Here is a 26742-nt window from a genome sequence, read left to right on the forward strand (position 1 = left end):
TGGGGTGTCGTGTTGAAAAACCGGCGCATCGTCCTAATGGTGCGCCCTCGCTTTAGCCGCAGCATTCACGCCGCCAGCGATAAATGCCCGTGCATGCGTGGCCAGATCCATGCCGTCGTCCCACAGGTTCCGCCAGATCGCCAGCGCGTTGGACAACTGCTCGTTCACGACGCTCGACGAAAAACTCTCGAACGTGATCACGCCCTGGTAGTCGATCATCGCGAGCGCATGGAAAAACTGCGTAAAGTCGATGGTACCCGAACCCAGATAGCCCCGGTTGCTCTCGCCGATATGGACATAACCAAGGCGTTTTCCGCACGCGAGAACCGGTTGCATGAAGTCGGATTCCTCGATGTTCATGTGATAGGTGTCGAGATGCACGACGACGTTCGGTGCACCGACTTCATCGAGCATCGCAAGCGCTTGCGACGCAGTGTTCAGCAGATTGCTCTCGTAACGGTTCACCACTTCGAGACCGAGCGTGACGTTTCTCTTGTGCGCGAAGTCCGCCACGCGCTTTAACGCATCGACTGCATTGCGTCGCCCTTGCGCGGTAAGCGGCGCGGAATACTTCCCCATCGCGCCGTACAGAATGCCGCCGAAGTAGTTGCCGCCGAGTTCGGCGGTAATGCCGATGCCTTCTTCGAGCAACGCCAGCCCACGTGCGACGGAAGCGGGATCGTCGCTGGATACGTCGGCATCGAAGGTCAGGCCGCGCGAGCAGCCAAGCTGTAGACCGTACTCCTGCAGCAGATCGCGCGTGAGCGCGAGATCCATGACCTTCGGCCCGTGTAACGACAGTTCGACGAGATCGAACCCCGCGGCTTTAGTCTGGCTGATCACCTTGCGCGTCGACTCCGGCGTCAGATCGCCGGACCATACCAATGCATGCACGCCTAGCGTATTCATTGAGTCTTTCCTCCTGATGCGGTCACGCGTCGGCGGACCATGAATTGAATAGAACCGTGCGCCCACGCCCAACGGATGAGCATCACGGCAAGCAAAAACACACCCCATAGGGCCGTAGCAAGATGCTGGCTGGCACCAAGCAAATTGAGGCCGGACGCGATCGCCTGCAGGATGACCAGCGCAATCACCACCGGCACGACACGCCCGAAGCCGCCGAACGGGTCCACGCGCCCGAGAAAACACGCAAGTACGGAAATCAGCAGGAACGCCTCACCATGGCCGACCCGCACCGAGTTGAAGCTGCCGAGCATCACGACGCCGGCGATGCCACACATCAAACCCGAGAGCATGTAGATGCGCGTGACCGCGCGCGTTGTCGCAATACCCGAGTAACGCGTGGCCTCAAGATTCGAGCCGATCATTCGCGTAGCGAAGCCGAGGCGTGTGCGTGTCATGACGACGTGCCAGAGCGCTGCGCAACCGGCGAAGATCCATAGCGGCACCGGGACGCCGAGCACCAACCCGTTGCCCAGCGACAGCACGAACGGCGGAAAACCCGAAATGTCGCCACCGTGCGTGAGAAATTCACCGAGGCCGCGCAGGAAGATCATCATCGATAGCGAAACGAGAATCGGACTTGCGCCGGTCCGCGCGATGATCGCGCCCATCATCCATCCTGAAGCCGCACCGGTTGCAAGCGCAGCGGCGATGCCGAGCACGATGGCGCCCGCGCCCGCATTCACTCCGCCATGCGAGTGCAGCACCCACGCCATCGCCAGACCGGCGATGTTGGCGGTAAAGGTCACCGCTAAATTGAAACCGCCGGAAACCAGCGGCATCAACATCGCCAGCGTGAATAGCCCCAGCTCCGGTAGTTGAAAAGCCACCGAGGTGAAGGTATCGATAGAGAAAAAGCGCGGCGAGGCAAGACTCATCGCCACCACGACGAAGACGAGAAAGCCGAGCAAACCGACGACATCCGCAGGCACGTGCGGCACGAAGGAGCGTCGCGACGAAGAGGTACTCATGACGATGCCTTTGCTCGCGACGACATGAACCGCGATCCCGCGAGCTTCGCAAAACCGTCGCTCGACAAGGTGATCGCAATCAGGATGATGGCGCCGATGATCATCTTGAACGCGTAAGGCGAGATGCCAAGAAGGTTCAGCCCGTTCGCGGTGATCGCGGTGAGCAGAATGCCAAGAATCGCGCCGAGGATCGTGCCTCGCCCGCCCCCCAGTCGGGCACCGCCGAGCACCACCGCTGCAAGCACCTCGAGCTCACGTCCGTACAACGCGTTAGGCACGACTTCCTGCACATAGTGAGCCTGCATCAACCCAGCCACACCGGCCATCATGCCGAGCCAGCCGAAGGCCACGTAGTGCATCGTGCCGAGGTTGATCCCGACACGGCGCGCAGCTTCGGGGTTGTCGCCCATCGCGTAGAGTTGCCGCCCCGTGGTCGTGCGTCGAAGCAGGAACCACGTGGCCGCGACCATGACGGCCATCACTGCGACAGGAAGCGCAAGGTCCGCCACACCGCTGGCGGTCTTCACCTGCACGAGCGACACGCGGTTCATCCACCAGTCGGGCAGATCGTAGATCGACACGCCGCCGGTGACGAACATCAGACCGCCGAAAAACACATTGAAGGTGGCAATCGTCACCACGATCGAGACGATACGAAAGCGATAGATGAAGGTAGCGTTGATCGCGCCCAGCAGAAAGCCGAAGCCGGCGGCCGCCACAAAACCAATCGCCCAGTTGCCGCCGCCGAGATGCATAACGGTCAACGCCGTGAGGTACTGAACCACAGACGCACCCACCGCAAACGAAATATCGATCCCACCGGCGATCAACACCACCAGCAGCCCAACAGCGAAGATCAGGTTGACCGCACTCTGGTTGAGCAGATCGAACAGGTTGGGCAGCGTAAGGAAGGTCGTCGTCGAAACGCCGAGTCCGATCGACATGACGGCGATGACGAGAATCAGCAGAGCCTCGGTTGAGCCGATCCCCCATTTGCGCAAATCAGGCATGGACGTCTCGCTCGATCTGATCGATGGTCGTAGCGCCCGGCGCGTAGTGCGCGACGATCTGGCCATTGCGCATATGCAGCACACGGTCGGCGTTGAAATAGACTTCGGGGATCTCGTCGGAGATCAGCAGGATGGCCATGCCCTGTTCCGCAAGTTTGTGAATGATCGCGAAGATGCCGGCCCGCGCGCCCACGTCCACACCGACTGTCGGCGAGTCGAGGATCAACAGCTTCGGGTTGGTCGCGAGCCACTTGGCAAGCACGACGCGCTGCTGGTTGCCGCCGGATAGTGTCGACACGGCGTCGTCCGGTTTGCCGATCTTGATCGCCAGCCGCTCTATCCAGCCGCGAATCAGATCGTCACGTTTGCGCGGTGCGATCAGATGCGTGGCATCGAGCAGGTCGTCCAGTACCGCAGCCACGGTGTTGTCGCCAATCGATTGCTGTTGCACCAGGCCGAGCTGCAAACGATCCTCGGAAACGTAAGCGATGCCCGCCTGAATCGCGTCGCGATTAGAGCGCAGCGCTAGCGGCTTCCCGTCGAGAGCGATCGTGCCCGCATCAGGCCGCGTCATGCCGAACAGCGACATCGCGAGTTCGGTGCGCCCTGCGCCGAGGCGGCCCGTCACGCCGACGATCTCGCCTCGCTTCACATCGAGCGACACCGCATCGTATTCGCCGCGCCGCGACAGATTGTCGACCCGCAATACGACCGGTGCCGCCGACAGATCCGTCGTGCGTACCGCGTAGTCGAAGGTGCGGCCGGTCATGAGTTCCGTCAGCCGCGTTTGTGTCATACCCGCGGTCGGGAACGTGCCGACGTAACGGCCGTTGCGCAGCACCGTCACACGCGTACAGACATCGAGCACTTCCGCGAGCCGGTGACTGACGAACACGACAGCGATGCCATCGGCGGACAGACGCCGGACGATCTTGAGCAGCGCTTCAGTTTCGGCGTGACTCAGCGATGCGGTCGGCTCGTCCATGAAGACCAGTCGCGCGTCGGCAACGAGTGCGCGGGCGATCGCCACGACCTGGCGCTGGGCAATCGACAACGAGCGCACCGACCGGTTGAGCGCTATATCGACACCTAGCCGCTCGAGGATGCGGTGCGCCGCAATCTTCATCCGGCTGTAGTTAACGAGGCGCGGACGCGGACCGAGGTTCTGTTCGAAGGCGATATTCTCGGCAACCGTCATCTCGGGAAATAACGCGAGGTCCTGCCAGATCACCTGAATGCCGAGTTCCCGTGCTTTCGCCGGATCCAGTCCTTCGATCGATTGGCCGTCCATCAGCATCACCGCATCGGGCTCGGGTTGATAGACGCCGCTGATCACCTTGATCAGCGTGCTCTTGCCACAACCGTTTTCTCCGGCAAGGCACAGCACCTCGCCGGGCATCACGTCGAACTTCACGTCCTGCAACGCTTTCACGCCGCCGAATAGCTTCGAAATGTTCTCGAGCTTGAGCAACGCGGTGCCTTCAGCAGGGGCAGTGTCGACCACCGCCGGTACGTCGCTCGCATGACCTCGCTCAGACGAGCGAGGTGCCGTGGAAGCTATTGAATTCATCGATTGATTCCGCTCGGGCGACCCGATCAAAGGCCCGACTTGGCGAGCGCGTCGATGGTGTTCGCGTTGAGTTCCACCAGTTGGTCGACGATCAGGTTATGACCATCGGGATGGACGACGCCGAGACCGGGGATCGTCATGCCGTCCTTGATCGGTTGCCCCTTCGCCACCATCACGCCCAACGTCACGAACACTTCACCTGCCAGCTCGGGGTTCCACATAAAGCCACCGGTCAACACCCCATCGTGTACGAGACGCTTGCCCTGCCCCGGCGAGAACGGCCCAAGCACAACGATCTTTCCTTGCTGGTGGTTTTCTGCCACTGCGCGAGCCGCGCCAATCGGACCCTGGCTGCCGAAGGCAAGAATGCCCTTCAGGTCGGGATGGGCGCGCATCAGATCGAGTGCGGTCTTGCGCGATGCGTCGACATCTTCTGCCACGCCATAGCGGTCGCCGACCGGTTTCATGTCGGGATAGTTAGCCTTGAGGTACGCAATAGCGGCATCGGCCCATGCGTTGTGCAACGGCACCGTCAGCGAGCCAACGAAGACTGCGTACTCGCCCTTGCCTCCCAACGCAGCGGCAAGGCGCTTGCCATACGCTTCACCAAAGCCCTTCACCGACGCAAGTTCGAAATCCCAGTCGGTGTTCTGCTGCTTCGGAGACTCGTGTGTGATGACCTTGATGCCGGCTGCACGGGCACGTTGCAAGACCGGCTCCAGCACTTGCGCATCGTTAGGCACGACACCGATCACGTCGACGTGTTGCGCGATCAGATCCTGAATGGCCCGCACCTGCAACGCCGGGTCCGCACTGGTCGGCCCGACCATGAACGCCTTGACGCCGAGCTGATCGGCGCGCTTCTTGATCCCCGCTTCCATCGCGTTGAACCATGGAATTCCGCCGATCTTGACGACGATGCCGATGACCGGGTGATCGGGCGAAGCGCTTGCCACGCCGGTGCTTAACGCAAATGTCGCAAATGCAACGACGCCTGCGCACAGAATGCGCACGAGATTCTTTGACATGTCTCCTCCGCTGGACCACGGACCACGCGCTACGCTCGCCGGCCGTCCAAGTAGGGGTTATGAAAACGTACCGTCAGCTCGTTGCTGTAAACTTGCTGAATCCATTCAGCAATCGGCTGAAGTGCATGCTGTATCCATTCAGCAAGTACGTCAACCAGGTGAATACCCGAAATGGATTGATCCGGCAGAAGCGCTACCGTCTGCCGGACAAGAACGAGATCGATCTTTGGAGTGAACCGCCGATGGCCCGCAACCCCACGAACCGCAAGTCCACGATCTACGACATCGCGAAGGCGACGGGTTCTTCGATATCCGCGGTGAGCATGGTGCTGAACGGCACCTGGGCGCGCTATCGCATCAAGGAGGAAACTGCGCAGCGCATCCTCGCGAGCGCGGCGCAGCTCGGCTACAACGTGAACATGAAAGCGCGCGGGTTGCGACTCTCGCGTTCCGGACTGGCCGGCATGATTCTTCCGCACTATCGCAATCGTTTTTTTGCGGGGCTTGCCGAGACTTTCGAAGACCATGCGCGCAACCGCGGGTTGTGCCCGATCGTGGTCAGTACTCAGCGCGATCCTGCTGTGGAAGCGAGCGTGACCGAGACGCTGATTTCGCAGCAGGTGGAGTTGCTGTTTATCGCCGGTGTGCGAAATCCGACGCCGCTCGATGCGCTCTGCTCGGCAGCGGGGATTCCCTGCATCAACGTCGATCTGCCTGGCGAGGGTGCGCCTTCGGTGGTGTCCGACAATCGCGGCGGCGCCCGTGCGCTGGCTGACGTGTTGATGGACAAGATGAAGGCGCGCGGCAACGCGCCAGACGAACTGCTCTTTCTTGGCGGCGTGACCGACGAGTACGCGACGGATATGCGTATCGCCGGCTATCGCGATGCGTTCGAAGCGCGCGGCATCAGCCCAGCCGCCGATGCGGTGGAATGCTTCGGTTATGCCGCGTCGTCGGCGAGGCTTGCGCTCGCTCGTCGGTATGAGAGCCTGGGCCGGCTTCCCGCCGGCTTGCTGATGAATTCGATTACCGCGTTTGAAGGGTTGGTGCAGTTCGCGTCGAGTCTGTCGCGTGATGCGTGGCAATCGACGGTGGTCGGCTGCTTCGACTGGGATCCTTTTGCTGCGCATCTGCCGTTTGAGGTGACCATGATGCGTCAGGACGTGCAGAAGATCATTTCCGAGGCATTTGCGCTGGCCGACAAGCACGACGACAGGCATGACGCGACCGCGCACCCTCTCGTCGTCGTGCCGACGGGTTTTGGGCCGATGTCGGGTGAGGACGACCGGATGGTCGAGCCGGAGAGTGTCGGGAAGGTTGGCGTATCGGGTCTTTGAATGCGGCTACGCTGCTCGACGCTCGATCCAGTTACGCAAGTGGCCGGCCAGAACAGCACCGATGATCAGCGACACGTAGAGTACAAGAAGATTGTGACGCCAGGCATCGAGAGAGAGTCGATGCTCGACCAGTACCGCATCGGGCCGCGGAAGGATGACATGCGCTGCTTCGACCGCGCGAGTCATCTGAATGAACCCGACTGCCGACAATAGCGGCAGAAGAATCAGTACAGCAAGCAGTATCGGCTTCGCGCGACGCACCGTCTCGTGGTGTCGAAAGCGCAGCCACAGTCCGAGGCAACCATGCACCCAGCCCGGGGCGAGCAGCGCAAGTTGCAAGCCTTGCGTGCCGCCCGTAATCAGCGATATCACGATCCGTTCATAGTTCGGTTCGAAGCCATAGAGCGAGGCAGCAAGACGCGTCGACACCGCATGGCCAATGAGCAGAAGCGGAAGACTGAGGCCGGCCCAAAGACGGATCCAGTCGGTGAGCGGCAGTGTCCAGTGGCGACGCCCGTACAGCGTATGCATAGCCAGTGAAAAATGCAGAGCAGCTGAGCCGTACAGCAGGATCGTTCCGGGCACGCTGTGCCAGAGTCGTATGGCAAGCGTGAGACCCTGCCCGGCAAGTTCGAGCGACCAGATGCCGAGCGCGTGGTTGACCAGATGGAGAAACACATAGACCAGCATCACCACACCGGAGGTGAGCTGCAAACGGCGCAGTATCAGTTGCACTTGCGTTTCCTCCTGGCGGTGCGTGTGGGGAGAATACCGACTCTGGAGCGGCGTATGGTACGACATGCCCTGAGGAGACACGGGTTCGTTGCCGGATATTCCCGTGAAACGGGCAACGACACTTTGTCGTCACGCGCGACGCTTTTCAAGGAAGATACGGCAATCGATCCGGCTGGCGCCTGCCGAAGGCCATGCGGGTCCGCCAAATAGAGGGCATACGAAGATGACAAAGCTTTCTACAATGAAACGCTGGGTGACTCTCGTGGCGATGCTGTCCGTCTCGCTGACAGTCGGTACCACCCTGCCCAGTTCCGCATTCGCACAAACCACACAGCACGCAGGTGAATCCATGACGAAAGTATTTGCGCCACACGGCACGCTACGCGCGTCGATCAATCTCGGGAATCCGGTACTGGCCAGTCTCGACCCGGCAACCGGCAAAGCGGTTGGCGTATCGGTTGATCTTGCCACCGAACTCGCCAGCCGCCTCGGTGTGCCGCTGCAACTCGTCGTGGTCAAGTCGGCGGGCGCGTCCGTCGATAACGTCAATCAAGGCAACGCCGACGTCGGCTTCTTCGCCGTCGATCCGAAGCGCGGCCAGGAAATCAGTTTCACGAAGCCGTACGTGTTGATCGAAGGTTTTTATCTGGTACGTGACACGTCGCCGATTACGACCAACGATCAGGTCGATCAACCAGGCATAACGGTCGCGGTTGGCACGGACAGCGCGTACGATCTGTTCCTCACGCGCGAATTGCATCACGCGAAGATCGTGCGAATACCGCTCTCGCCCGCTGTGGTGCAGGGATTTCTCGATCAGCATCTCGACGTGGCCGCAGGGGTCAAGCAACAGCTGGAAAGCGATGCCGCAAAGACCGGTGGGTTACGCATACTCGATCAACGGTTCATGGTGATTCGCCAGGCGATGGGCGTGCCTAAGGCAAGAGGCGAAGAAGCGGCCGCGTATCTGTCCGGGTTTGTCGAAGAGATGAAAGCATCGGGGTTTGTCGCGGCGTCGCTGGCGCGTAATCGGATTGCAGGCGCAATCGTGGCAAAAGGCGACGACTGACACGCTTCAAGGAGGAGACATGACACAGCCGGATTCAACCGGGAGTCAACCTGCATCTGAGCTGATCGACCAGAAAATCGTCGAGCTCGGCGACTGGCGTGGAGCGACCTTGAGCCGGATGCGCGAGCTCATCAAAGACGCGGTCCCGGATGTCGTCGAAGAATGGAAATGGCGCGGCACGCCGGTCTGGTCGCACGACGGAATCATCTGCACCGGTGAGTCCTACAAGGCGGTCGTCAAATTGACCTTCGCCAAGGGCGCTTCGTTGAAGGACCCGGCCGGGCTCTTCAACTCGAGTCTCGATGGGAACACGAGACGAGCGATCGATATCCATGAAGGAGAAGAGATCGACGCGAAGGCGTTCAAGGCGCTCATTCTTGCTGCGGTCGCGCTCAATGCATCCGGTGCAAAGGCGAAACCTAAGCGTGCGAAGTGAGGTATGTGCACGAGGTGCGGTGTACATTTTCTGGAATGCGTTTACACCTTGTGTTTTGCGCGAGCTGGACCGGATGATTCGAACGCTGTCGAGTGATGACATATACAACAGCGCCCAGGCTTCCCCGAGGTGGAGTGAGCACCAGGCTGCATCTGGCGGTGGACGCGGCACGCAGGCCATTGAGATTGACCATCTCTACAATTTCTTAAGCCGCTCGGCGTCAAACCAGCTGTTGCTCTGGATAATTTCGTCGACCACATCGAGCACGAGCCGCCGACCCTCACTAACCGCTGGCGAGTGTGAGCGCGCAGAATTTTCGCAGAGCGCCCACGTCATGTGGAGGCCTCGAATGGGGCTCCACGAAATCGAATCTTCCCAGTATGCATTGCCACTGACTGCACAGCACGGCGACACCGTGTCCGCGATACCTTGACTCGCCAGCTCCATCGACAGATGCATCGCGTCCAGTTCGAACAGCAAGTTGAACTGGAGATTGCGACGAGCCATCGAATTCTCAATGGTTGTTCTGATGACGTTCTGCCTGCTGGCAAGAGCGAGTTTGCGATTGTCGAGTCGCGATAGCGGCACGGGCTTGTCTGGCCGTAAGCCGCTGTCTTTCGCTCCAACAAGAATGAGTGGCTCCCGTACCAGTGGCTTATGAACATAGCCCTGCGGTGGTGAACCTTCAAACGGGACTATCGCAAGGTCGAGCATTCCGGCATGCATGGCTTCACGCAACTCATGGCTTACACCCTCGTGGATGCGCAATCGTACGCCCGGGTATTGGGCGACAAGTCGCTGGATAAATTTCGTTGTGAAGAGATGTCGCCAGGACGGCGCAACGCCTAGAGAGAGCTGTCCGGCCGCGCGGTCACCCACCTGTTCAACCAGGGACGACAGTTGCCGAATAATCGGTCGCGCGCGTTCCTGCAGTAATTCACCGGCCTCGGTTAGCCGGACACCGCCCTTGGTGCGCGTGAAGAGGGTCGCACGCAGCTGATGCTCAAGCTGCCCGATGTGGCGCGACAACGCCGGCTGCGACAGTCGTAAGTCCGCTGCGGCCTTGTTGATGCTGCCAAGTTCCGCAACACGCAGGAAGTACTCGATGAACTGCGATTCCACTGCCGCCTCCCTAAGTCCTGAGTCGACCAACCTCGATCCTTATTACCCGAAAATTGGATAACGCGTATTCCGCTTCAGCATTATCCGGATAACTGTCGGATCGCTAGTATCGAATCTACTCCGCATCAAGAGACGAACCATGAACCCGGTCCACGCGTATCGCACGCCCCTCCTTCACGGCGACGCGTCCCATCGACCGAACGCCACAATCGAACATCGTTTCGCTCTGCCGGCGGGCAGGAAATGAGTCTCGCGACCACGACACCGATGGACTGGCGCACGCATCGCGGGTTGGTCGCCCTCGCTGTCGGCTATCAGTGGTTCTACAACGGCGCGAACTTCCTCGCGTTCAAGGTCGCCGGGAACGCCATGCATCCCTTGATGGTGGCAACGCTTCGCTTCTCGTTCGCGGCGCTCATCATGCTTCCGTTCGGAATTACGCGCTGGCGGCGCGTGCCTGCGTCAGCACGCGAGGTGGCGGGTGCCGCACTCATCGGCATCACGATGCTGGTTGCAAGTCAGGCGCTCGCCGTCTGGGGAACCCATTTTCTGCCGGCCGGCGTGGCTGCGATCTTCGGCTCATCTTCACCGCTCTTTCTGGCGCTCTTCGCATGGGCCGTTTTTCATCGGCCCCTGGCGGCTCGCCAGGTAGCCGGAGTCGCCGTCGGTATTGTCGGCCTCGCACTGATGGGCTGGACATCCGCAACCGGCAGCGACTTCCGCCCAATGGGCGCAGCGCTTGCACTGACAGCATGTGCGGCATGGGCAGCAGGTTCACTGCTGGCCTCTCACGTGGCTTTGCCTCGCGACCCCGTGCTCAGTCTCACAGTACAACTCGTGTCGGCCAGCGTGGTCCTCAGCGGAATCGTCACGGTGTCGGGCATCGCAGCTACAACTCACCTCGCGAATGTTCCAGCGTCCGCGTGGGCCGCGATTGCGTTTCTCGTCGTAGCCAGCACGCTCATTGGCTACGCCGTGTTCCTCAAGCTCAATGCAGAAGTTTCATCAACCCTTGCAAACACCTTCAACTACGCCGCACCCGTGGTCGCGCTGGGTCTCTCGACGGTCCTGCTACACGAGCCTTTGACCCTGGTGAAGCTGGTTTCGGGCGCGATAGCCTTGATCGGCGTCGCGCTAATGATTGGTGGCACGAAGCGCGTGTAATGCAGCGACTAAACCGGAGGATTCAACCATGACGAACTCGAATCGAACCACGCTAGTTTCGCGTACGTTCAGCATGAGTGATCAAACGACGCACTTCCTCGAGTGCGGGCCGGCTAGCGGACCGCTGATGATTTTTCTTCACGGCTGGCCGAGTATCGGCTTGATGTGGCGGGCGCAGCTGGACGCTTTCGCCGCCGATGGATGGCACTGCATCGCGCCCGATTTGCGCGGCTATGGTGGCTCGTCAGTTCCTTTGGTAAACACTGCCTACACCATAGAGGCAATCGTGGCAGACATGGTGGCGCTCCACGACCACCTTGGCGGCGAGCCCGCTGTCTGGGTCGGTCACGATTGGGGCAGCGTGGTCGCCGCCGAGCTAGCCGCTCATGAGCCTCGACGTAGCCGCGGCATCGTATTGACTTCGCTCGCCTATCAACCCGAAGGACATGCCCTAAGCACCGTTGTGCCTCTGATCGACCGCGCGATCTATCCCACTGAGCAGTATCCGGATGGTCAATGGGACTATTACCGCTATTACATGAACCACTTCGAAGCCGCGGTCGCCGACCTCGATGCAGACCGGGTCGCATCGTTGGCTTCTATTTTTCAAAAGGGAAAACCAGACGGCGTTGGCAAGATATCGCCCAACGCGGAAGTCACGAGAAAGGGGGGACGCTTCGGCGCAGCGCATCGTGCCCCGCCGACTCGACCTGACCCGGACATCTGGCCGCCAGCGGACTTCGATGTGCTCGTCGAACGGTTCAACGCACACGGCTTCCGTCCCGCATGCGCGTGGTACTTGAATGATGACACCAATATTGCCTATGCTCGCAAAGCAGCCGATGGCGGCCGTCTGTCGCAGCCGGTGCTCTTCGTCAATGGTCATTTCGACCAGATCTGTACCATCGTCGGCAATCGTCAGGGCGAACCCATGCGGACCGCCAGCACAGACCTCTCCGTGATCGATTTGCCCGCCGGGCATTGGCTGCCCCTTGAGTGCAAGGCAGAGCACATTCAGGCTATTCGTTCCTGGCTAAAGACCAAAGCTCTGTGATGGCGTCAAAGAAGAAGCGGCGGGCGCAGTGCAAACGAGAAACCTCCGTCGCTTCACGGTTTATCCGTATCATCGCCAAGGTATGTGTCGTTTGCCACGAACGTACTGTAAAAGATCTGCCTGACAGTCTCATTCCGTCACGAAGAGCACTCCCGTCCAAACGACTCTATCCACTGCATCTAACCCGATCGTGCCGACTGCTACAGACATTCGCCCCATCTGCGTGCCACTGCGGGCCATCGCGCCTGCGTATCGAGTGAAGGGTCGACATTTCTCATGAGCACCACCGAGACCACCCAGAACGTCCCCGTCGACGCCACGCTCGATTCCACCGCGGCACGGCACGCTCCGCTGCCGCTCGCCCATAAAATTGCGTATGGCGCAGGCTCGTTTGTCGACACGGTGACCAACAACGGTTTGACCGTGTTCGGGCTGTTCTACTTCACTAGCGTATGCGGCGTGGCTGGCGGCTCCGCGGGACTCGCATTATCGGCAGGATTGGTCGTCGATGCGGTGCTCGACCCGCTGATCGGTTCCGTTTCCGACCGATGGCGCTCCCGGCTCGGCAGGCGCCTGCCGTTCATGTTGCTCGGTCTGCCGCTGGCAATGATTGCGTTCGTGCTGATTTTCTCGCTGCCCGCCGGCGTATCTGCCACGACGCTGTTCGTGATGCTGCTTCTGTTGTCGGTGATGCTGCGGCTGTCAGTGTCGCTGTTCAATCTGCCGTACCTCGCGCTCGGCGCGGAACTGACCGACGACTACGCGGAACGCTCGAAGGTCGCCGCGTGGCGCTGGGGTCTCGGCATGGTCGGTGCACTCGCCGCCGTGCTGATCGGTTTCGGTTTCTTCTTCAAGGGTGCGGGTGGCCTTTCGCATCGTGACGCGTATTCGCCATTCGCCTTGACGTGCGCCACCGTGGCAACGCTCGGTGCGCTAGTCGCGATATGGGGCAGCTTCAAGCTGCGGCATCGTGCACATGTCGTTACCGAAGATCGTTCGGACTGGCTGCGTGCATTGCTCGCAGGCGTCGCCGAGATTTTCCGCAACCGGTCGTTTCGCATCCTGTTCGGTGCGTCGGTGCTGTTCTTTGCGGCGCAGGGCGTCGCGATGTCGCTCGGCCTGCATGCGAATACCTATTTCTGGCGACTTCATGCCGATAGCATCAAGCTCGTCACGGTCGCGTATTTTTGCGGGCTGCTGATCGGTGCGCCACTGATCGGCCTCGTCGCGGCGCGCTTCGACAAGAAACGGATGCTGCTGCTCAGTGTGTGCGTCCTGATCGCCACGCAGACGTTACCTGCCACGCTGCGACTCGTCGGGTTGCTTGCGCTGGAGGGCCCGCCGCTCGTGCTGCTGCTCGTCGCGAATGCCGCGATCGGTGGACTCGCTCTGACGGCTGCGGCGATTGCCGCTTCGTCGATGCTCGCCGACGCCGCCGACGAACACGAGTACCTGTTCGGTCACCGTCGCGAAGGACTCTACTTTGCGGGCTGGTCGTTCGCCAGCAAAGTCGCGACTGGTGGCGGTGCGTTGATAGCAGGTCTGGTGCTGGAGTTCAGCGGATTGCCGAGTGGCGCTGCGGCGCAGGCGGGTGCTCAAGCGAGTGTCGAGGTCGCGTTGCGCCCGGAGACAGTCGCGGTACTCGGATTAGCCTACGGCCCCGGCGCCGCGCTCCTTTCCATCGCCGGCGTGCTGCTCATGCTGCTGTACCGGCTCGATCGGTCCGCGCATGCACGCATCCTCGATCAACTGGCGCAACGACGCGCCGCCGGTTGACCGCGGTCTCGTCTCTCGTCGAGATCCGCAATCACACCTCCCAGCGGCGCGCCAGGTCTGCTTATATCCGCCCCAACAGCAGCAACACAATCAGGACGATCAGCACCACGCCTAAGGTGCCGCTAGGCGCATAGCCCCAGGAACGACTGTGCGGCCAGGTCGGGAATGCACCGATCAATACCAGTATCAATACGACAATCAAGATTGTTCCCAACATGACGTGCCTCCTTCCGGTTCGTTGTTCGAGCAACCCATCGCCGCTCTCCCCGGTCATCAGCAATCCTCGTGCCCCGTGCCCGGCCTACGCGCAAAACTCAACGCAGGGAACACTCCGTATCGATCCGCCGGCCTACTGGTAAGCCACCAGAAGACTCAGGCACAATCGGCGTGAGAACCGACGCGCGAACCCGGATCGGTAGCGCCGCCATCGCCTTACCGGCATGCGCGGCGCATTCAAAATCCTGAGAGGAAAAATTCTTATGACGGCCAATGCCGCGCAATGCACCACGGCACATATCCTGATGCCGCTCCCTTCCCGCGATTCCGATCCGAGCGAAGTCGCCGTGAGCTGGCAGATTCTGCGGGCGCGTGGACACCGCGTCAGTTTCGCCACGCCGGATGGCCGCCCTGCCGAATGCGATCCGTTGATGATCAATGGCCGCGGCCTCGACCCGTGGGGCTGGATTCCGGGGTTACGGTGCCTGCCGCTGGTCGGTTTGATACTGCGGGCACGGCGCGATGCACGCGACGCTTACGCGCAACTCCGCGCAGACACCGCGTTTCAAAACCCACTACGCTGGGATGCAATCGACATCGCGGACTTCGATGGCCTGCTGCTGGCGGGCGGTCACCGGGCGCGCGGCATGCGCGAGTATCTCGAGAGTGGACAGTTGCAGGCTGTCACCGCCGCGTGCTTTGCTGCGGAGATGCCAATTGCTGCGATCTGTCACGGCGTACTGCTGGCCGCTCGCAGCCGTCGCCCCGACGGACGATCGGTACTGTACGGATTGCGCACGACCGCCTTGACGTGGGCACTGGAACACAAGGCCGCATCGCTCACGCGATTCACCCGCTTCTGGGATCCCGACTATTACCGCACCTACAGTGAGTCGCCTGGTCAGCCCGCCGGCTACATGTCGGTTCAGCAGGAGGTGACGCGCGAGCTGGCCCGCCCCGAAGATTTTCTCGACGTACCACGCGATGCCCCCGACTATCGCAGCAAGACCGATGGCATTGCACGCGATAGCGACAGCGACGAACGGCCCGCCTTCGTCGTGCGCGACGGCCGCTATGTATCGGCGCGCTGGCCTGGCGACGTGCATCGCTTTGCGCGAGAGTATGCCGAGCTGCTCGAAGAATGCGCGCTCACGAAAACGCAACCGAGAATTTCTTCTTGAACTCGCTAGGCGTCAACTGCACATTCTTTTTAAAGAAGCGGCAGAAATACGCGAAGTCGTCGAAGTTGAGCTGATAGGCAATTTCGGCGACGTTCAATTCCGACTGCGCCAGCAAGCGCTTTGCTTCCATGAGCACCCGGTCGTGGATCAACTGGGTCGCCGTGCGTCCCGTCGTCGCCTTGACTGCTTCGTTGAGTTTTCGATCGGTGACGAACAGCAGCGACGCGTAGTCCTGCACCGAGCCGAATTCGAGGTAGTGGTCTTCGATCAACACCTTGAAGCTGCGCGTCAAACTATAGCTGCGCGGCAGTACCGACTCCGTGCCGTGCGGCCGATGCAGTCGACGCAACCGGATCAACAGAATCTGCAAGAACGAGCGCACGACATCGTAGCGCCAGCGCTGCTGGTTCTTGAACTCTTTCTCGAGTTCGAGCAAGAGCGGAAACAGCTCGGCATGCTGCTCGGGCGTGAGATACAGAACCGGGTCGGTGTGGGCGATATGGAAGAAAGGAGAATCGGCGGGCTCTTCCGCACGCGGAAATAGTTGCAGGAAAAACTCCGCGCTGAAATTGATCGCGTAACCACTGGCGTCGATCGTCGACGTCCATCCGTGGATCTGCCCCGGTGAAATGAAGAAGACCGAATACGGCTTGATTTCGTAACTGTCGAAGTCGAGCACATGCCGGCCTTGCGCATTGCACATCCAGAGAATGTGATAGTAGCTATGCCGATGCAGGAAGGCTCGCGGTAGTTCGTTGCGCCCCTCCAGCTTCACCAGGTCGAACAGGAAGTCGCTACCCGTCCCGCCAAAGTCGGAGACCTCGAAGTTTGGAGTAGCTTCAGGTTGGCGCCCCGCTTTCATGTCTGTCTCGCGAAGAAAAATCCAATAGAAAGTACGTTAAGTCCTACCGCGCCGAGCGCTACGCTCAGTAGCATTTTCTTCACATCGAAGCGCGCGCGAAGGCACTCACGTCTACGACGATAGCGTTGCCGCGGCGTTCGCGCCCTCCCGTTTACCCTGATACGAGCTCATTCATGCTACTCGATGTTCGCACCTACACCGCAAGGCCTGGCGCACTGCACAAGCATCTCGCGCTCTATGCCGAGCACGGCTTCGACATTCAGCGCAAACATCTCGGGGAACCGCTCGCCTATATGGTTGCCGAGTCCGGCCGTCTGAACTGCTACACGCATATCTGGGTGTTTCAGGACGCGGCAGATCGCAGCGCGCGTCGCGCACAGCTTCAGGCCGATCCGGACTGGATCGCCTACCTGGAAAGAAGTGCGCAGGCGGGTTATCTGGTCGCACAGGAAAACCAGTTGATGACGCCGGCTAAATTCGCGCCGCTACCGCGTTGACTTTCATTGCAGTCCACGCACATGACCGACGCCGCAAGGGACCGACGACCATGAGGAGATAGCACGCCGGCAAAGACGATAAAAACTGGAGGAGACAATGTTCCATCAAACCTACAACCCCGCTTACGGGTCGCTCCTGGTGTCGTCGTTATTCGCGGCGCTGCCCCTCGCTTCGATGTTCCTGATGCTCGGGTGGTTGAGAATCTCGCCGCATCTATCGGCGGTGATTGCGCTTGTGTTCGGTGGGCTGGTTGCCGGCTTTGTCTACGGCATGCCGGTATTGACGATTCTCGACGTCGCGGCATACGGCGCGGTTTTTGGTCTGCTGACCGTGTGCTGGATCATCGTCAACGCGATCTGGCTGTACAACCTCACTGTCCAGTCGGGCCACTTCGCGATCCTGCGCGATAGCTTTGCTCTTGTCAGCGACGATCCGCGCATCCAGGCCATCCTGATCGCCTTCTGCTTCGGTGCCTTGATCGAGGCGCTCGCCGGTGCCGGTACGCCCGTTGCCATTGCCGGCGCGATGCTGGTCGCGATCGGTGTCAAACCGGTCAAGGCCGCGACGATTGCACTGGTAGCGGACACCGCACCGGTTGCATTCGGCGCGCTCGCCGTACCGATCACGACGCTCGCCCAGGTCACCGGCATTTCCTTCGAAGAGATCGGCAAGCACGTTGGGCGGCAGACGCCTGTCGTCGCTGCGATCGTGCCGCTGGTGCTGATCTGGATCATGGACGGCAAACGCGGCTTACGCCAGGTCTGGCCGGCCGCGATCGTGTCCGGGTTTGCGTTTGCTATTACGCAATGGCTTAGCGCCAGTTACTTTTCGATTGTCCTTGCCGACGTTATCGCTGCACTGGCTTCCGCCGGCGCCATCGTGATGTTTCTGAAAGCGTGGTCACCTGTCAGGTTGCCCGCCGGTGCATTCGAGAATGCGGTAACCACGGCACCCGTCGGCGTTGCGCTCAGGCATTCGCGCAAGGAGTTGATGACAGCGTATGTGCCGTATGCCCTGATCGTCGTCATTTTCGCTATCGCACAGTTTCCCGTCGTGCAAAGAATCCTGGCGACGGGCACGCTGAAATTTGCGTGGCCCGGTCTTGCGATTACGACAGAGGACGACACCGCGATTAGCGCGGTCTTCACACTCAACACGCTTTCTGCCGCCGGCTCGCTGCTGCTGTTGTCGGGAATTCTCTCGGCATTCGTGCTGAAAATCCCTCCGCGCGCTTCTATCGATATCTATCGTCGAACCCTCGTGCAACTGCGATGGGCTTTTCCAACCGTGCTCGGTGTCATGGCTCTTGCGTTTGTGATGAACTATTCTGGGCAAACGACTACGCTAGGACGATGGCTGGCAGGTACCGGTTCGGGATTTGCGTTTCTCTCGCCAGTGATCGGATGGCTCGGTGTCGCGGTCACAGGTTCGGACAACTCGGCGAACGCGCTATTCGGTGCATTGCAGGCTGCAGCGGCACACGAAACCGGCTTATCGGCTGCGCTGCTCGCGGCGGCCAACGCGTCAGGCGGCGTACTCGGCAAGATGATCTCGCCGCAAAGTCTGGCGGTGGGTGCCGCGGCCGTGGGCATTATCGGGCAGGAAGGTCTGATCTTCCGTAAAGTAATCGGCTGGAGCATCGCGTTACTGGCGGTCCTGGCCGCGCTGGTCTATCTGCAATCCACACCGGTACTGGCGTGGATGTTGTGAACGCTCATCGCTTACCTCATTGCCCGATCGAGTCGGGCAACCTCGGAGCCGAACATGCAAGACTATCGAAAACTGTTTGATCTCAGCGGTAAGACGGCGGTCGTGATCGGTGCGGCATCCGGTATCGGCAAGGCCGCTGCGGAAGCGCTAGGCAGCCTCGGTGCCTATGTGGTTTGCGCCGATGCGGATATCGACGGCGCGAAGGCTACCGCGGACGAGATCAACAGTGTGAGCGAAGCAGAAGCAGTCAAGATCGATGCCGCCGATGGCAAGCAGATCGAAGCGCTGGCAGCCAATGTCGTGCGCGCACGCCACGTCGTCGACATTGCGGTGAGCACCCCCGCGTTGAACATCCGCAAGCTGATCATGGATTACACGGAAGAAGAATACGACCGTGTCATGACGCTGAACCTGAAAGGCACGTTCCACTTTCTGCGCGCTTTTGGACGTCCGATGCAGCAGCAAGGTTCTGGCAGCATCATCGCGTGTTCGTCGATGCGCGCGGTCACGATCGAACCTGGATTGGGCATCTACGCCGCGTCTAAAAGCGGCATCGCGCAGATGGTGCGAGCGTTTGCTGCGGAAGTCGGACCCTACAACGTGCGCGTGAACGCAATCATGCCGAGCATCATCGAGACGAAACTGACCGCGCCGATCAAGGAACGCGCCGACATCTACAACGTCTATGCGGCGCACACCGTGTTCAACCGTTGGGGACAGCCGTCTGAAGCGGGTGCGGCGATCGCTTTCCTTGCATCCGACGCGGCGAGCTATATCACCGGCAGTTCGTTGTCGGTCGACGGTGGGTGGACAGCGATAGATGGGCCGCCAACAGGCCTCACGTCGACGAGGCCATCGACCTGAGCACGATGCTGAAGATCAGCGGAACACCACCGTCCGGTGCCCGTTGATAATCACCCGATGCTCCAGGTGCCACTTCACCGCCCGCGACAGCGCGACACATTCGACGTCGCGCCCGATCATCGTCAGATCGTCGGGGTCCATCGCGTGGTCGACGCGCTCGACGGCCTGCTCGATGATCGGTCCTTCGTCGAGATCGGTGGTGACGTAGTGGGCCGTTGCGCCGATCAGCTTGACGCCGCGATCGTAGGCCTGCTGGTACGGCCCTGCCCCCTTGAAGCTCGGCAGAAACGAATGATGAATATTGATCGCGCGGCCCGCGAGCTTCTCGCACATATCGGCGGATAGCACCTGCATATAGCGCGCGAGCACCACGAGATCGATCGCCTGGTCCTGGATCACGTCCCAGATCTTTGCTTCCTGCGCAGCCTTCGATTCAGGCGTCGCCTTCAACAACGGGAAGTGATGATAGGGAATGTTGTAGCTCGCAGCCAGCTGATAAAAGTCCTTGTGATTCGACACGATCGCGGGAATTTCGATGTTCAGCTGCCCTGTGCGATAGCGAAACAGCAGGTCGTTCAGACAGTGGCCGAACCTCGACACCATCAGCAGCACACGTGGCTTGTGCGATGCGTCGCCAATCTGCCATTGCATCCCCCACCGTTGCGCAAGCGGTTCGAACTTTGCGCATAGATCGTCATACGTCGCATCGCTTGCGAGCAGCTGGAAGTGCGTGCGCATGAAAAATTGCGCAGTGCGCCGGTCGCCGAATTGCGCGGAATCGACAATGTTCGCGCCGCATTCGAGCAGCGCCGCCGAGACGGCATTGACGATACCGGGTTGGTCCGGACACGACAGTTTCAGGATGTAGCTGTTTGCAGGCACGGCCATGAGCGGGTTCCGTTCGATCAGCTTTTCACGCGCTCGGAGCGCGGATCGTACGGCGCTTTCAGATGAACCGTTGCGGGCAGCAGTTCGCCTGCGAGGTCGATCGTGTAGTGACCGCTGTTCAGGTAAGTGGCATCGGCGACACCGTCCGGATTGCTAATGTAGCCCATTGCTACCGGGCAGCCGAGCGTATGCCCGAAAGCAGCCGAGGTCACGAAGCCGACCGGTTTGCCGTCACGCAGGATCGCTTCGCTGCCCCACACCATGCGATCGCTTGCACCGTCGACGGTGAGCACCACCATACGACGCCGCAGCGGTTCGTCGCGCAGCTTCAATAGCGCCTCGCGACCACGGAACGGGATGTCCTTGTTGAGCTTGCACGCAAACGACAGACCTGCTTCGAACGGGTTGTAATCGGGCGTGAGTTCACGGCCCCATGCGCGATATCCCTTCTCGATACGCAGCGAATCGATCGCGTAATAGCCCGCGTTGACGAGACCAAACGGCTTGCCTGCCGCATGCAGCGTTTCGTACACGCCGGCCGCGAATTCGACCGGCACGTAGAGTTCCCAGCCCAGTTCGCCGACATAGGTCAGGCGCGTCGCGCGGACGGTTGCGTAACCGATATCGACTTCGCGGCTCTGGCCGAACGGAAAAGCCGCGTGACTCCAGTCGGCCTTCGACACGCTCTGCAGCAGATCGCGAGCGCGCGGCCCCATCACCGCTAACACCGCATACTGCCCCGTCACATCGACCAGCGTGCAATGCTTGTCGTGCGGAATCGATTTTTCGATGTAGTCGAAGTCGCGTGTGGTTTGTGCGGAGCCAGTGACGATCAGGTATTGATCGTCGGCGAGACGGGTCAACGTGAAATCGGATTCGTAGTTGCCGCGCTCGTTGAGCATGCCGGTATACACGGTCGTGCCGGTCGGCACGGCGACATCGTTGGCGACGATGCCTTGCAGTACCGCTTCGGCGTCGCGTCCCTTGACGAGCAGTTTCGAGAACGACGTCATGTCGAACAACGCGACGCTCTCACGGCACGCGCGATGTTCCGCACCGCTCCACGGCAGCCAGTTCTGCTGGCCAAATCCGTACTCGACGTGCGCTTCGGCCGGACTCGGCGCGAAGAAGTTCGGGCGCTCCCAACCCATCTTGCTGCCGAAGTACGCACCCTCGTCGCGCAGCAATGTGTAAAGCGGCGAACGACGGAACGGGCGCGCGGTATCGAGTTCGCGATTCGGCCAGGGCATCGCGTAGTGCAGACCGAGCGTTTCCTTCACGCGATCATGCAACCACGTGTCGTTGCCGTTGAAGCGTGCAAAGCGGCGGATGTCGACGGGCCACAGGTCCATCGTCGGTGAGCCCGCGACGATCCACTCGGCAAGCGCCATCCCTGCCCCGCCCGCCGACGCGATCCCCATCGAATTGAAGCCCGCGCCGACGAAGAAGCGCCGCAATTCAGGCGCTTCGCCGAGGATGAAGTTGTTGTCCGGTGTGAACGATTCCGGACCGTTGTAGAACTGCTTGACCTGCGCGGTTTCGAGCGCGGGAACGCGCTGCAATGCGTTTTCCATCAGGATCTGGAATTGATCCCAGTCGTCGGGCAGCAACTGGAATTCGAAGTTTTCCGGAATGCCATTCATGCCCCAGGGCTTCGCGTTGGGCTCGAAACCGCCCATCACGAGACCGCCCACTTCTTCCTTGAAATAGATGTAGCCGTCTGGATCGCGCATCACCGGCAGATCGGGATGCACGCCGGCGATGCGCTCGGTCACGATGTAGTAGTGCTCGGCGGAATGCAGCGGCACGGTCACGTCGCACATCCTGCCGATGGCCTTCGCCCATTGGCCCGCGCAGTTCACGACGATGTCCGCTGCGATGGTGCCTTCTTCGCCGTCCTTGTTGCGCCACGCGAGGCCGCTGACTTCGCGGCCCGTTTCGGCTTGCCGCGTATGGATCGCAGTCACGCGTGTGTTCTCGACGATGCGTGCGCCGCGCGTGCGTGCGCCGCGTGCGAGTGCTTGCGTGAGATCGGTGGGATTCGCCTTGCCGTCGCCGGGTAGCCAGACCGCGCCGAGCAGGTCGTCGGTGCGCATTACCGGCCACAAGTCGCCGGCTTCCTTCGGGCCGATCACGTCGCACGCTACGCCGTAGGCGCGTGCTACCGCGGCCGTGCGTTTGAGTTGCGTCATGCGTTCGGCCGTGCGCGCAACCGATAGCGAACCGCATTGCTTCCAGCCGGTAGCGAGACCGGTGTCGGCCTCCAGCTCGGCATAGAGCGCCGTCGAATAGCGGATCAGCTTGGTCATGCTTTCCTGCGCACGCAATTGCCCGACCAGACCGGCCGCATGCCAGGTGGTGCCGCAGGACAGTTGGCCCTGTTCGAGCAGCACGACGTCGGTCCAGCCCAGTTTGGTCAGGTGATAGGCGACGGAGCAACCGATGATGCCGCCACCGACGATCACTACGCGGGCGTGCTGAGGGATATTTGTTGACATATGTTGATATCTGTCCGGTATTACGTGTGATTTCGCTACTCGATGTGGATTTAGTGTGCCTTAAGATGACGCAAAATGCAAGATAAAACCACAAATGCCACAGGGAAGCGGCCGGATTTCGGCTTACGGCCCTCGGAGTAAGGTCACCATCAAATCCACATTCAGATCGTTGATTTACGTTGATTCGCGTTGATATAGGTAACCAACCTTACAACTCCCGCTTCCAGCACGCATGCCTGTCGGGAAATTCATGAGATCCAGCGCTGCCGGTCCGCCTGGTCAGACGGATCGGGTGCTGCCCGGAAACCCTTGCGTTTACTGGCTTTTCGGCCCGCGTCATCTCAATTGTGAAGCGCCACCTGGCAAGATCTAACAATTCGCCGGGCCGATCTTGCGTTTCTTTGCAATCTTTCAGTTCTATCTCATTTATCTTTCGCAACTGTTACATCAACCAATGTTAATGAGATCGAGATGAAAGCCTTTTTGAACCGACTGATCGCCGTTGAAACAGCCACCGGCACGAACAACCAAGACGCGGCAACGACTCGCGGATTCATCCTCCGGAAATCGAATGGCACCTCGGTGTCAGCGCGCGTGCCGTTCGAGGCAAGCGTACTCGCCATCGTCGCCACGACACTATTCCTCGGGCTCTCCGTGCCCGCCCACGCCAATACCTACAAGTCCGTCGAGGACTGCGATTCAACCGGCACGGGCACTGTCGGGCGCTCCGGCGTACCCGGTGAAAGCGTACAACCCGTCAACGGGTCCGGGACCTATTCGAACGTAGCCGGCTGCAACGCAAGCGGCAACGATCAACTCGCCGCCACGGTCTATGGCTCGTATTCCCAGGTCACCGGCGAAGGCGGCTCGGCCTTTGGCTTCATGACCTCCGCAGGAAAATGGGGCACTGCGGCCGGCACCGAGGCAAATGCGTCCGGTACCGCAAGCACGGCAGTCGGCTTCGGCAGTGTGGCGAGTGCGACGAATTCTGTCGCGATCGGTGGGGCTGGCGGTGACGGCACGACACCGCTGTCGGCTGCGGATTCGACGGTCGCTTCGGGTAACGGCGCGATTGCCATCGGTAGTAACGCAACGCGTGGGGCGCAGGCGAGCGCGGCGGATGCGATTGCTATTGGTGGTCAGGCGAGCGCTTCGCAGTCGGCGGCCGTTGCAATCGGTCTGGGTAGCGCGGCAAACAACGCGAACGATGTCGCACTCGGCGCGGGCTCGACGACGTCGGCCGCTGTCGGTACGGCAAGCACGACGATCAACGGTACGAAGTACAAGTTTGCCGGCACGTCGCCGTCGAGCACGGTAAGCATCGGTGCGGCAGGCAACGAGCGCACGATTACCAACGTCGCGGCAGGACAGATCAACGCAACGAGCACGGATGCCATCAACGGCTCGCAACTCAATGCGACGAATCAAGCCGTCACGGGTCTCGGCAAACGCATGACGACGACGGAAGCGAATGTCACGACGCTGCAAGGCAACGTGTCGACGAATGCATCGAACATCAACGGCTTGCAACAAAACGCGTTGCAATGGAACAGCACACTCGGCGCCTATGACGCGAGCCACGGTAGCAGCGCACCGCAGAAGATCACCAACGTCGCGGCCGGCGCAGTCAATGCAACCAGCACCGATGCGGTCAACGGTGCACAGCTGAATGCGACCAACCAGGCCATCGATTCGGTCACGAACTCCGTGCAGAACATCAATAGCGGTGCGGGCATCAAGTACTTCCACGCGAATTCGACGCAACCGGATAGCAGCGCGACCGGCACCGATAGCGTAGCGATCGGCCCGTCGGCAAGCGCGACGGGTAACGGTTCGATCGCGACGGGTTCGAATGCGATCGCCAACGGCGATAACAGCATTGCGCAAGGCACCGGTGCGGTGGCTGGCGTGGCCGGTTCGAATACGACCATGACTCATGATGTCGCACTCGGTTCGAACGCAAGCGCAACGGGCGGCTCGTCGCTCGCGCTCGGCGCGAATTCCAGCGTGACGACAGCGGGTGGCGTTGCACTGGGCTCGGGATCGATCGCGAATCGCGCAGCAGGAACGTTCACCGATCCGATTTCCGGCGCCAACTTCACCACGGCACTGGGTGCGGTATCGGTCGGTCTCGCCGGTTCGCTGCGCCAGATCACCAACGTCGCCGCCGGTACGCAGGCAACCGATGCAGTGAACCTGAGCCAGCTGCAAGCCGCAATGAGCTCGCTGTCGAACAGCATCAAGCCGGTTGCTCCGGCTGCATCGAATGGTGCAGGCAACAATGCTTCGTCCGCTGGCGGATCGGTGATCGCCGGCAATCCGTCTACCTATCAGGCACCGGTCGCGAATGCAGCCAATGCGACCGCGGCGGGAAGCGGAAGCGTTGCGTCGGGCACGGGCAGTACAGCGCTGGGTAACGGTGCACACGCAAGCGGCACGAACTCGGTCGCGCTTGGCAACAACTCAGTCGCATCCGAAGACAACACCGTATCGGTCGGCTCGGTGGGCAACGAGCGACGCATGACCAATGTCGGCAGTGGCGTAAGCGGCACCGACGCAGTGAACGTGAACCAGCTCAACTCCGCGCTTTCGCAGGCGAATGGCTACACGGACCAGCGCTTCGGACAATTGCAGCAGAGCGTCAACGACACGGCACGCAACGCGTACTCGGGCGTCGCGGCGGCCACTGCACTGACGATGATTCCCGAAGTCGACAAGGGCAAGACCCTGTCGCTCGGCGTCGGCGTCGGATCGTATCGCGGCTATCAGGCAACGGCGATTGGCGGCACCGCCCGGATCACCGAAAACATCAAGGTGCGAGCTGGCGCGAGTTTGAGTGCGGGTGGTACGGCGTTTGGTGTCGGTGGGTCGATGCAGTGGTAAGCGCAGGCCATCACCCGGCTTACGGCTTAGGCCGCTTCCGGTGCGCCGTAGCAAACTTCGACACCCGCCGCGGCCAGCACCTGAGCCAGTGCCGGCGACGGCGCCTCGTCGGTGATCAGCAGATTCACCGCCTCCGCGCCGAACGCATGCACCAGTGCGCTGTGTCCGAACTTCGCGTGATCCGCGACGACAACACGACGCTCCGCCTGCGCAAATGCGGCAAGCGAATACGCGACATCGGCGGGTTGCGCGTCCATAAAGCGGCCTTGCGCATCGATCGCCGTTACCGAGACGATCGCATAGCGGACATAGAACTGACGCATGAAAGCCAGCACGCTTTCGCCGAACGCCGCTGCGTCGTCGGCACGCAACTCGCCGCCGGTGATGAACACGCGATTGTCGTTGCGCGTGGCAAGCATATGCGCGATCTCGGTGGAGTTGGTGACGACGGTCAGCCGCGAACGGGCGCATAACGCCTGCGCGACGTGGACGCAAGTGGTGCCGCCGTCGAGAATCAGTGAGTCGCCGTCGCGTACCAGTTCGCCGACCTGCGCGGCGATCACCCGCTTCGCCGCGTCGTTTTCCTGCATCCGCCGCTGGAACGGCGGTTCGTCGAGCCGGTCGGGCAGCATGATGCCGCCATGGACCTTGACCAGCAGCCCCTCGGCGATCAACGGCTTGATGTTGCGCCGGATGGTCTCGTCCGATACGGCGAAAACTTCTGCAAGCTCGGTGATCGTGCAGGTCTGTTTCGCGCGCAGCATGCGCATGATTTCAGCTTTGCGTTGGGTCGAGAACATGGGGGCCGGCAGAAGATGCGATGGCGGCCAGTCTAGCAAAGGCGGCCATCGGACGATAGCCGTTCCCTCGCATTTCCAAAGAAACCCACATCCGCAACGACCAT

General features: G+C 60.8%; 23 protein-coding genes. 11 read left to right on the forward strand and 12 right to left on the reverse strand.

What is annotated here, in order from left to right; genetic code table 11:
• Nucleotides 1-33: 33 nt before the first annotated feature.
• From M0D65_RS00965 to M0D65_RS00985, 5 genes are read right to left on the reverse strand one after another with little or no spacing between them, the layout of a single operon-like run.
• Nucleotides 34-909, reverse strand: a complete 876-nt coding sequence (locus M0D65_RS00965) for a sugar phosphate isomerase/epimerase (RefSeq protein WP_266250437.1) — start codon at nucleotides 907-909, stop codon at nucleotides 34-36.
• Nucleotides 906-1937 (reverse strand): ABC transporter permease, encoded by a 1032-nt coding sequence (locus M0D65_RS00970; RefSeq protein ID WP_266250439.1) that lies wholly within the window; start codon nucleotides 1935-1937, stop codon nucleotides 906-908. The genes M0D65_RS00965 and M0D65_RS00970 overlap by 4 nt, the downstream gene beginning before the upstream one ends.
• Nucleotides 1934-2947, reverse strand: a complete 1014-nt coding sequence (locus M0D65_RS00975; protein WP_266250441.1) for an ABC transporter permease — start codon at nucleotides 2945-2947, stop codon at nucleotides 1934-1936. Before M0D65_RS00975 ends, M0D65_RS00970 begins: the two co-directional genes overlap by 4 nt.
• Nucleotides 2940-4517 carry a sugar ABC transporter ATP-binding protein gene (locus M0D65_RS00980; RefSeq protein WP_266250443.1) on the reverse strand — a complete coding sequence of 526 codons (1578 nt, stop codon included), beginning with the start codon at nucleotides 4515-4517 and terminating at the stop codon, nucleotides 2940-2942. The genes M0D65_RS00975 and M0D65_RS00980 overlap by 8 nt, the downstream gene beginning before the upstream one ends.
• A gap of 26 nt (nucleotides 4518-4543) precedes the next feature.
• Nucleotides 4544-5545 (reverse strand): substrate-binding domain-containing protein, encoded by a 1002-nt coding sequence (locus M0D65_RS00985; RefSeq protein ID WP_266250445.1) that lies wholly within the window; start codon nucleotides 5543-5545, stop codon nucleotides 4544-4546.
• A gap of 125 nt (nucleotides 5546-5670) precedes the next feature.
• Here M0D65_RS00985 and M0D65_RS00990 point away from each other — a divergent pair, with 125 nt between their 5' ends.
• Nucleotides 5671-6882, forward strand: coding sequence for a LacI family DNA-binding transcriptional regulator (locus M0D65_RS00990; RefSeq protein ID WP_266250447.1), 1212 nt, complete (start codon nucleotides 5671-5673; stop codon nucleotides 6880-6882).
• Nucleotides 6883-6888: 6 nt separating this feature from the next.
• On the opposite strand, the gene M0D65_RS00995 is transcribed toward M0D65_RS00990, so the two are convergent.
• Nucleotides 6889-7617 carry a hypothetical protein gene (locus tag M0D65_RS00995; protein ID WP_266250449.1) on the reverse strand — a complete coding sequence of 243 codons (729 nt, stop codon included), beginning with the start codon at nucleotides 7615-7617 and terminating at the stop codon, nucleotides 6889-6891.
• 349 nt (nucleotides 7618-7966) lie between these two features.
• On the opposite strand from M0D65_RS00995, the gene M0D65_RS01000 reads away from it, so the two are divergent.
• Together M0D65_RS01000 and M0D65_RS01005 are read left to right on the forward strand one after the other, a co-directional pair.
• On the forward strand, nucleotides 7967-8686 hold the full coding sequence (locus M0D65_RS01000) for an ABC transporter substrate-binding protein (RefSeq protein WP_266250451.1): 720 nt from the start codon (nucleotides 7967-7969) through the stop codon (nucleotides 8684-8686).
• A 19-nt stretch (nucleotides 8687-8705) separates the two neighbouring features.
• Entirely contained in the window at nucleotides 8706-9122 is a 417-nt protein-coding gene (locus tag M0D65_RS01005; RefSeq protein WP_266250453.1) for a DUF1801 domain-containing protein, read from the forward strand.
• 195 nt (nucleotides 9123-9317) lie between these two features.
• Here the strand turns inward: M0D65_RS01005 and M0D65_RS01010 are convergent, their stop codons facing one another.
• A complete protein-coding gene (locus M0D65_RS01010; RefSeq protein ID WP_266250455.1) occupies nucleotides 9318-10244 on the reverse strand; it encodes a LysR family transcriptional regulator in 927 nt (308 codons plus the stop codon).
• 243 nt (nucleotides 10245-10487) lie between these two features.
• Here M0D65_RS01010 and M0D65_RS01015 point away from each other — a divergent pair, with 243 nt between their 5' ends.
• The 3 genes from M0D65_RS01015 (at nucleotide 10488) to M0D65_RS01025 (ending at nucleotide 14238) form a co-directional block, all read left to right on the forward strand.
• A complete protein-coding gene (locus M0D65_RS01015) occupies nucleotides 10488-11408 on the forward strand; it encodes a DMT family transporter (protein WP_266250456.1) in 921 nt (306 codons plus the stop codon).
• 28 nt (nucleotides 11409-11436) lie between these two features.
• A complete protein-coding gene (locus tag M0D65_RS01020) occupies nucleotides 11437-12462 on the forward strand; it encodes an alpha/beta hydrolase (RefSeq protein ID WP_266250458.1) in 1026 nt (341 codons plus the stop codon).
• A 276-nt stretch (nucleotides 12463-12738) separates the two neighbouring features.
• Entirely contained in the window at nucleotides 12739-14238 is a 1500-nt protein-coding gene (locus tag M0D65_RS01025) for an MFS transporter (protein ID WP_266250459.1), read from the forward strand.
• A gap of 61 nt (nucleotides 14239-14299) precedes the next feature.
• Here M0D65_RS01025 and M0D65_RS01030 read toward each other — a convergent pair whose 3' ends face one another.
• On the reverse strand, nucleotides 14300-14455 hold the full coding sequence (locus tag M0D65_RS01030; RefSeq protein WP_266250460.1) for a DUF3309 family protein: 156 nt from the start codon (nucleotides 14453-14455) through the stop codon (nucleotides 14300-14302).
• Nucleotides 14456-14717: 262 nt separating this feature from the next.
• On the opposite strand from M0D65_RS01030, the gene M0D65_RS01035 reads away from it, so the two are divergent.
• Nucleotides 14718-15635, forward strand: coding sequence for a type 1 glutamine amidotransferase domain-containing protein (locus M0D65_RS01035; RefSeq protein WP_266250462.1), 918 nt, complete (start codon nucleotides 14718-14720; stop codon nucleotides 15633-15635).
• Here the strand turns inward: M0D65_RS01035 and M0D65_RS01040 are convergent.
• A complete protein-coding gene (locus tag M0D65_RS01040; RefSeq protein WP_266250464.1) occupies nucleotides 15604-16497 on the reverse strand; it encodes a helix-turn-helix domain-containing protein in 894 nt (297 codons plus the stop codon). The two genes, M0D65_RS01035 and M0D65_RS01040, sit on opposite strands and share 32 nt — an antisense overlap.
• A gap of 173 nt (nucleotides 16498-16670) precedes the next feature.
• Here M0D65_RS01040 and M0D65_RS01045 point away from each other — a divergent pair, with 173 nt between their 5' ends.
• The 3 genes from M0D65_RS01045 to M0D65_RS01055 all read left to right on the forward strand — a co-directional run bounded on the left by M0D65_RS01045 (nucleotide 16671) and on the right by M0D65_RS01055 (nucleotide 19569).
• Nucleotides 16671-16994 (forward strand): NIPSNAP family protein, encoded by a 324-nt coding sequence (locus tag M0D65_RS01045; RefSeq protein ID WP_091010561.1) that lies wholly within the window; start codon nucleotides 16671-16673, stop codon nucleotides 16992-16994.
• Nucleotides 16995-17091: 97 nt separating this feature from the next.
• Nucleotides 17092-18705, forward strand: coding sequence for an L-lactate permease (locus M0D65_RS01050; RefSeq protein ID WP_266250466.1), 1614 nt, complete (start codon nucleotides 17092-17094; stop codon nucleotides 18703-18705).
• Nucleotides 18706-18759: 54 nt separating this feature from the next.
• Complete coding sequence (locus tag M0D65_RS01055) at nucleotides 18760-19569, forward strand: SDR family NAD(P)-dependent oxidoreductase (RefSeq protein ID WP_266250467.1); 810 nt, start codon at nucleotides 18760-18762, stop codon at nucleotides 19567-19569.
• A 15-nt stretch (nucleotides 19570-19584) separates the two neighbouring features.
• On the opposite strand, the gene purU is transcribed toward M0D65_RS01055, so the two are convergent.
• Nucleotides 19585-20457, reverse strand: coding sequence for a formyltetrahydrofolate deformylase (gene purU / locus M0D65_RS01060; protein ID WP_266250469.1), 873 nt, complete (start codon nucleotides 20455-20457; stop codon nucleotides 19585-19587).
• Between the two features lie 17 nt (nucleotides 20458-20474).
• On the reverse strand, nucleotides 20475-22955 hold the full coding sequence (locus M0D65_RS01065) for an FAD-dependent oxidoreductase (protein ID WP_266250470.1): 2481 nt from the start codon (nucleotides 22953-22955) through the stop codon (nucleotides 20475-20477).
• Between the two features lie 471 nt (nucleotides 22956-23426).
• Between M0D65_RS01065 and M0D65_RS01070 the strand changes: the two genes are divergently transcribed.
• Entirely contained in the window at nucleotides 23427-25838 is a 2412-nt protein-coding gene (locus tag M0D65_RS01070; RefSeq protein WP_266250472.1) for a YadA-like family protein, read from the forward strand.
• Between the two features lie 26 nt (nucleotides 25839-25864).
• On the opposite strand, the gene M0D65_RS01075 is transcribed toward M0D65_RS01070, so the two are convergent.
• Nucleotides 25865-26638, reverse strand: a complete 774-nt coding sequence (locus M0D65_RS01075) for a DeoR/GlpR family DNA-binding transcription regulator (RefSeq protein ID WP_091010545.1) — start codon at nucleotides 26636-26638, stop codon at nucleotides 25865-25867.
• Between the last annotated feature and the right edge of the window lie 104 nt (nucleotides 26639-26742).

Origin of the sequence: Paraburkholderia sp. CHISQ3 (genome assembly GCF_030464945.1) — a bacterium.
GTDB lineage: Bacteria > Pseudomonadota > Gammaproteobacteria > Burkholderiales > Burkholderiaceae > Paraburkholderia > Paraburkholderia megapolitana.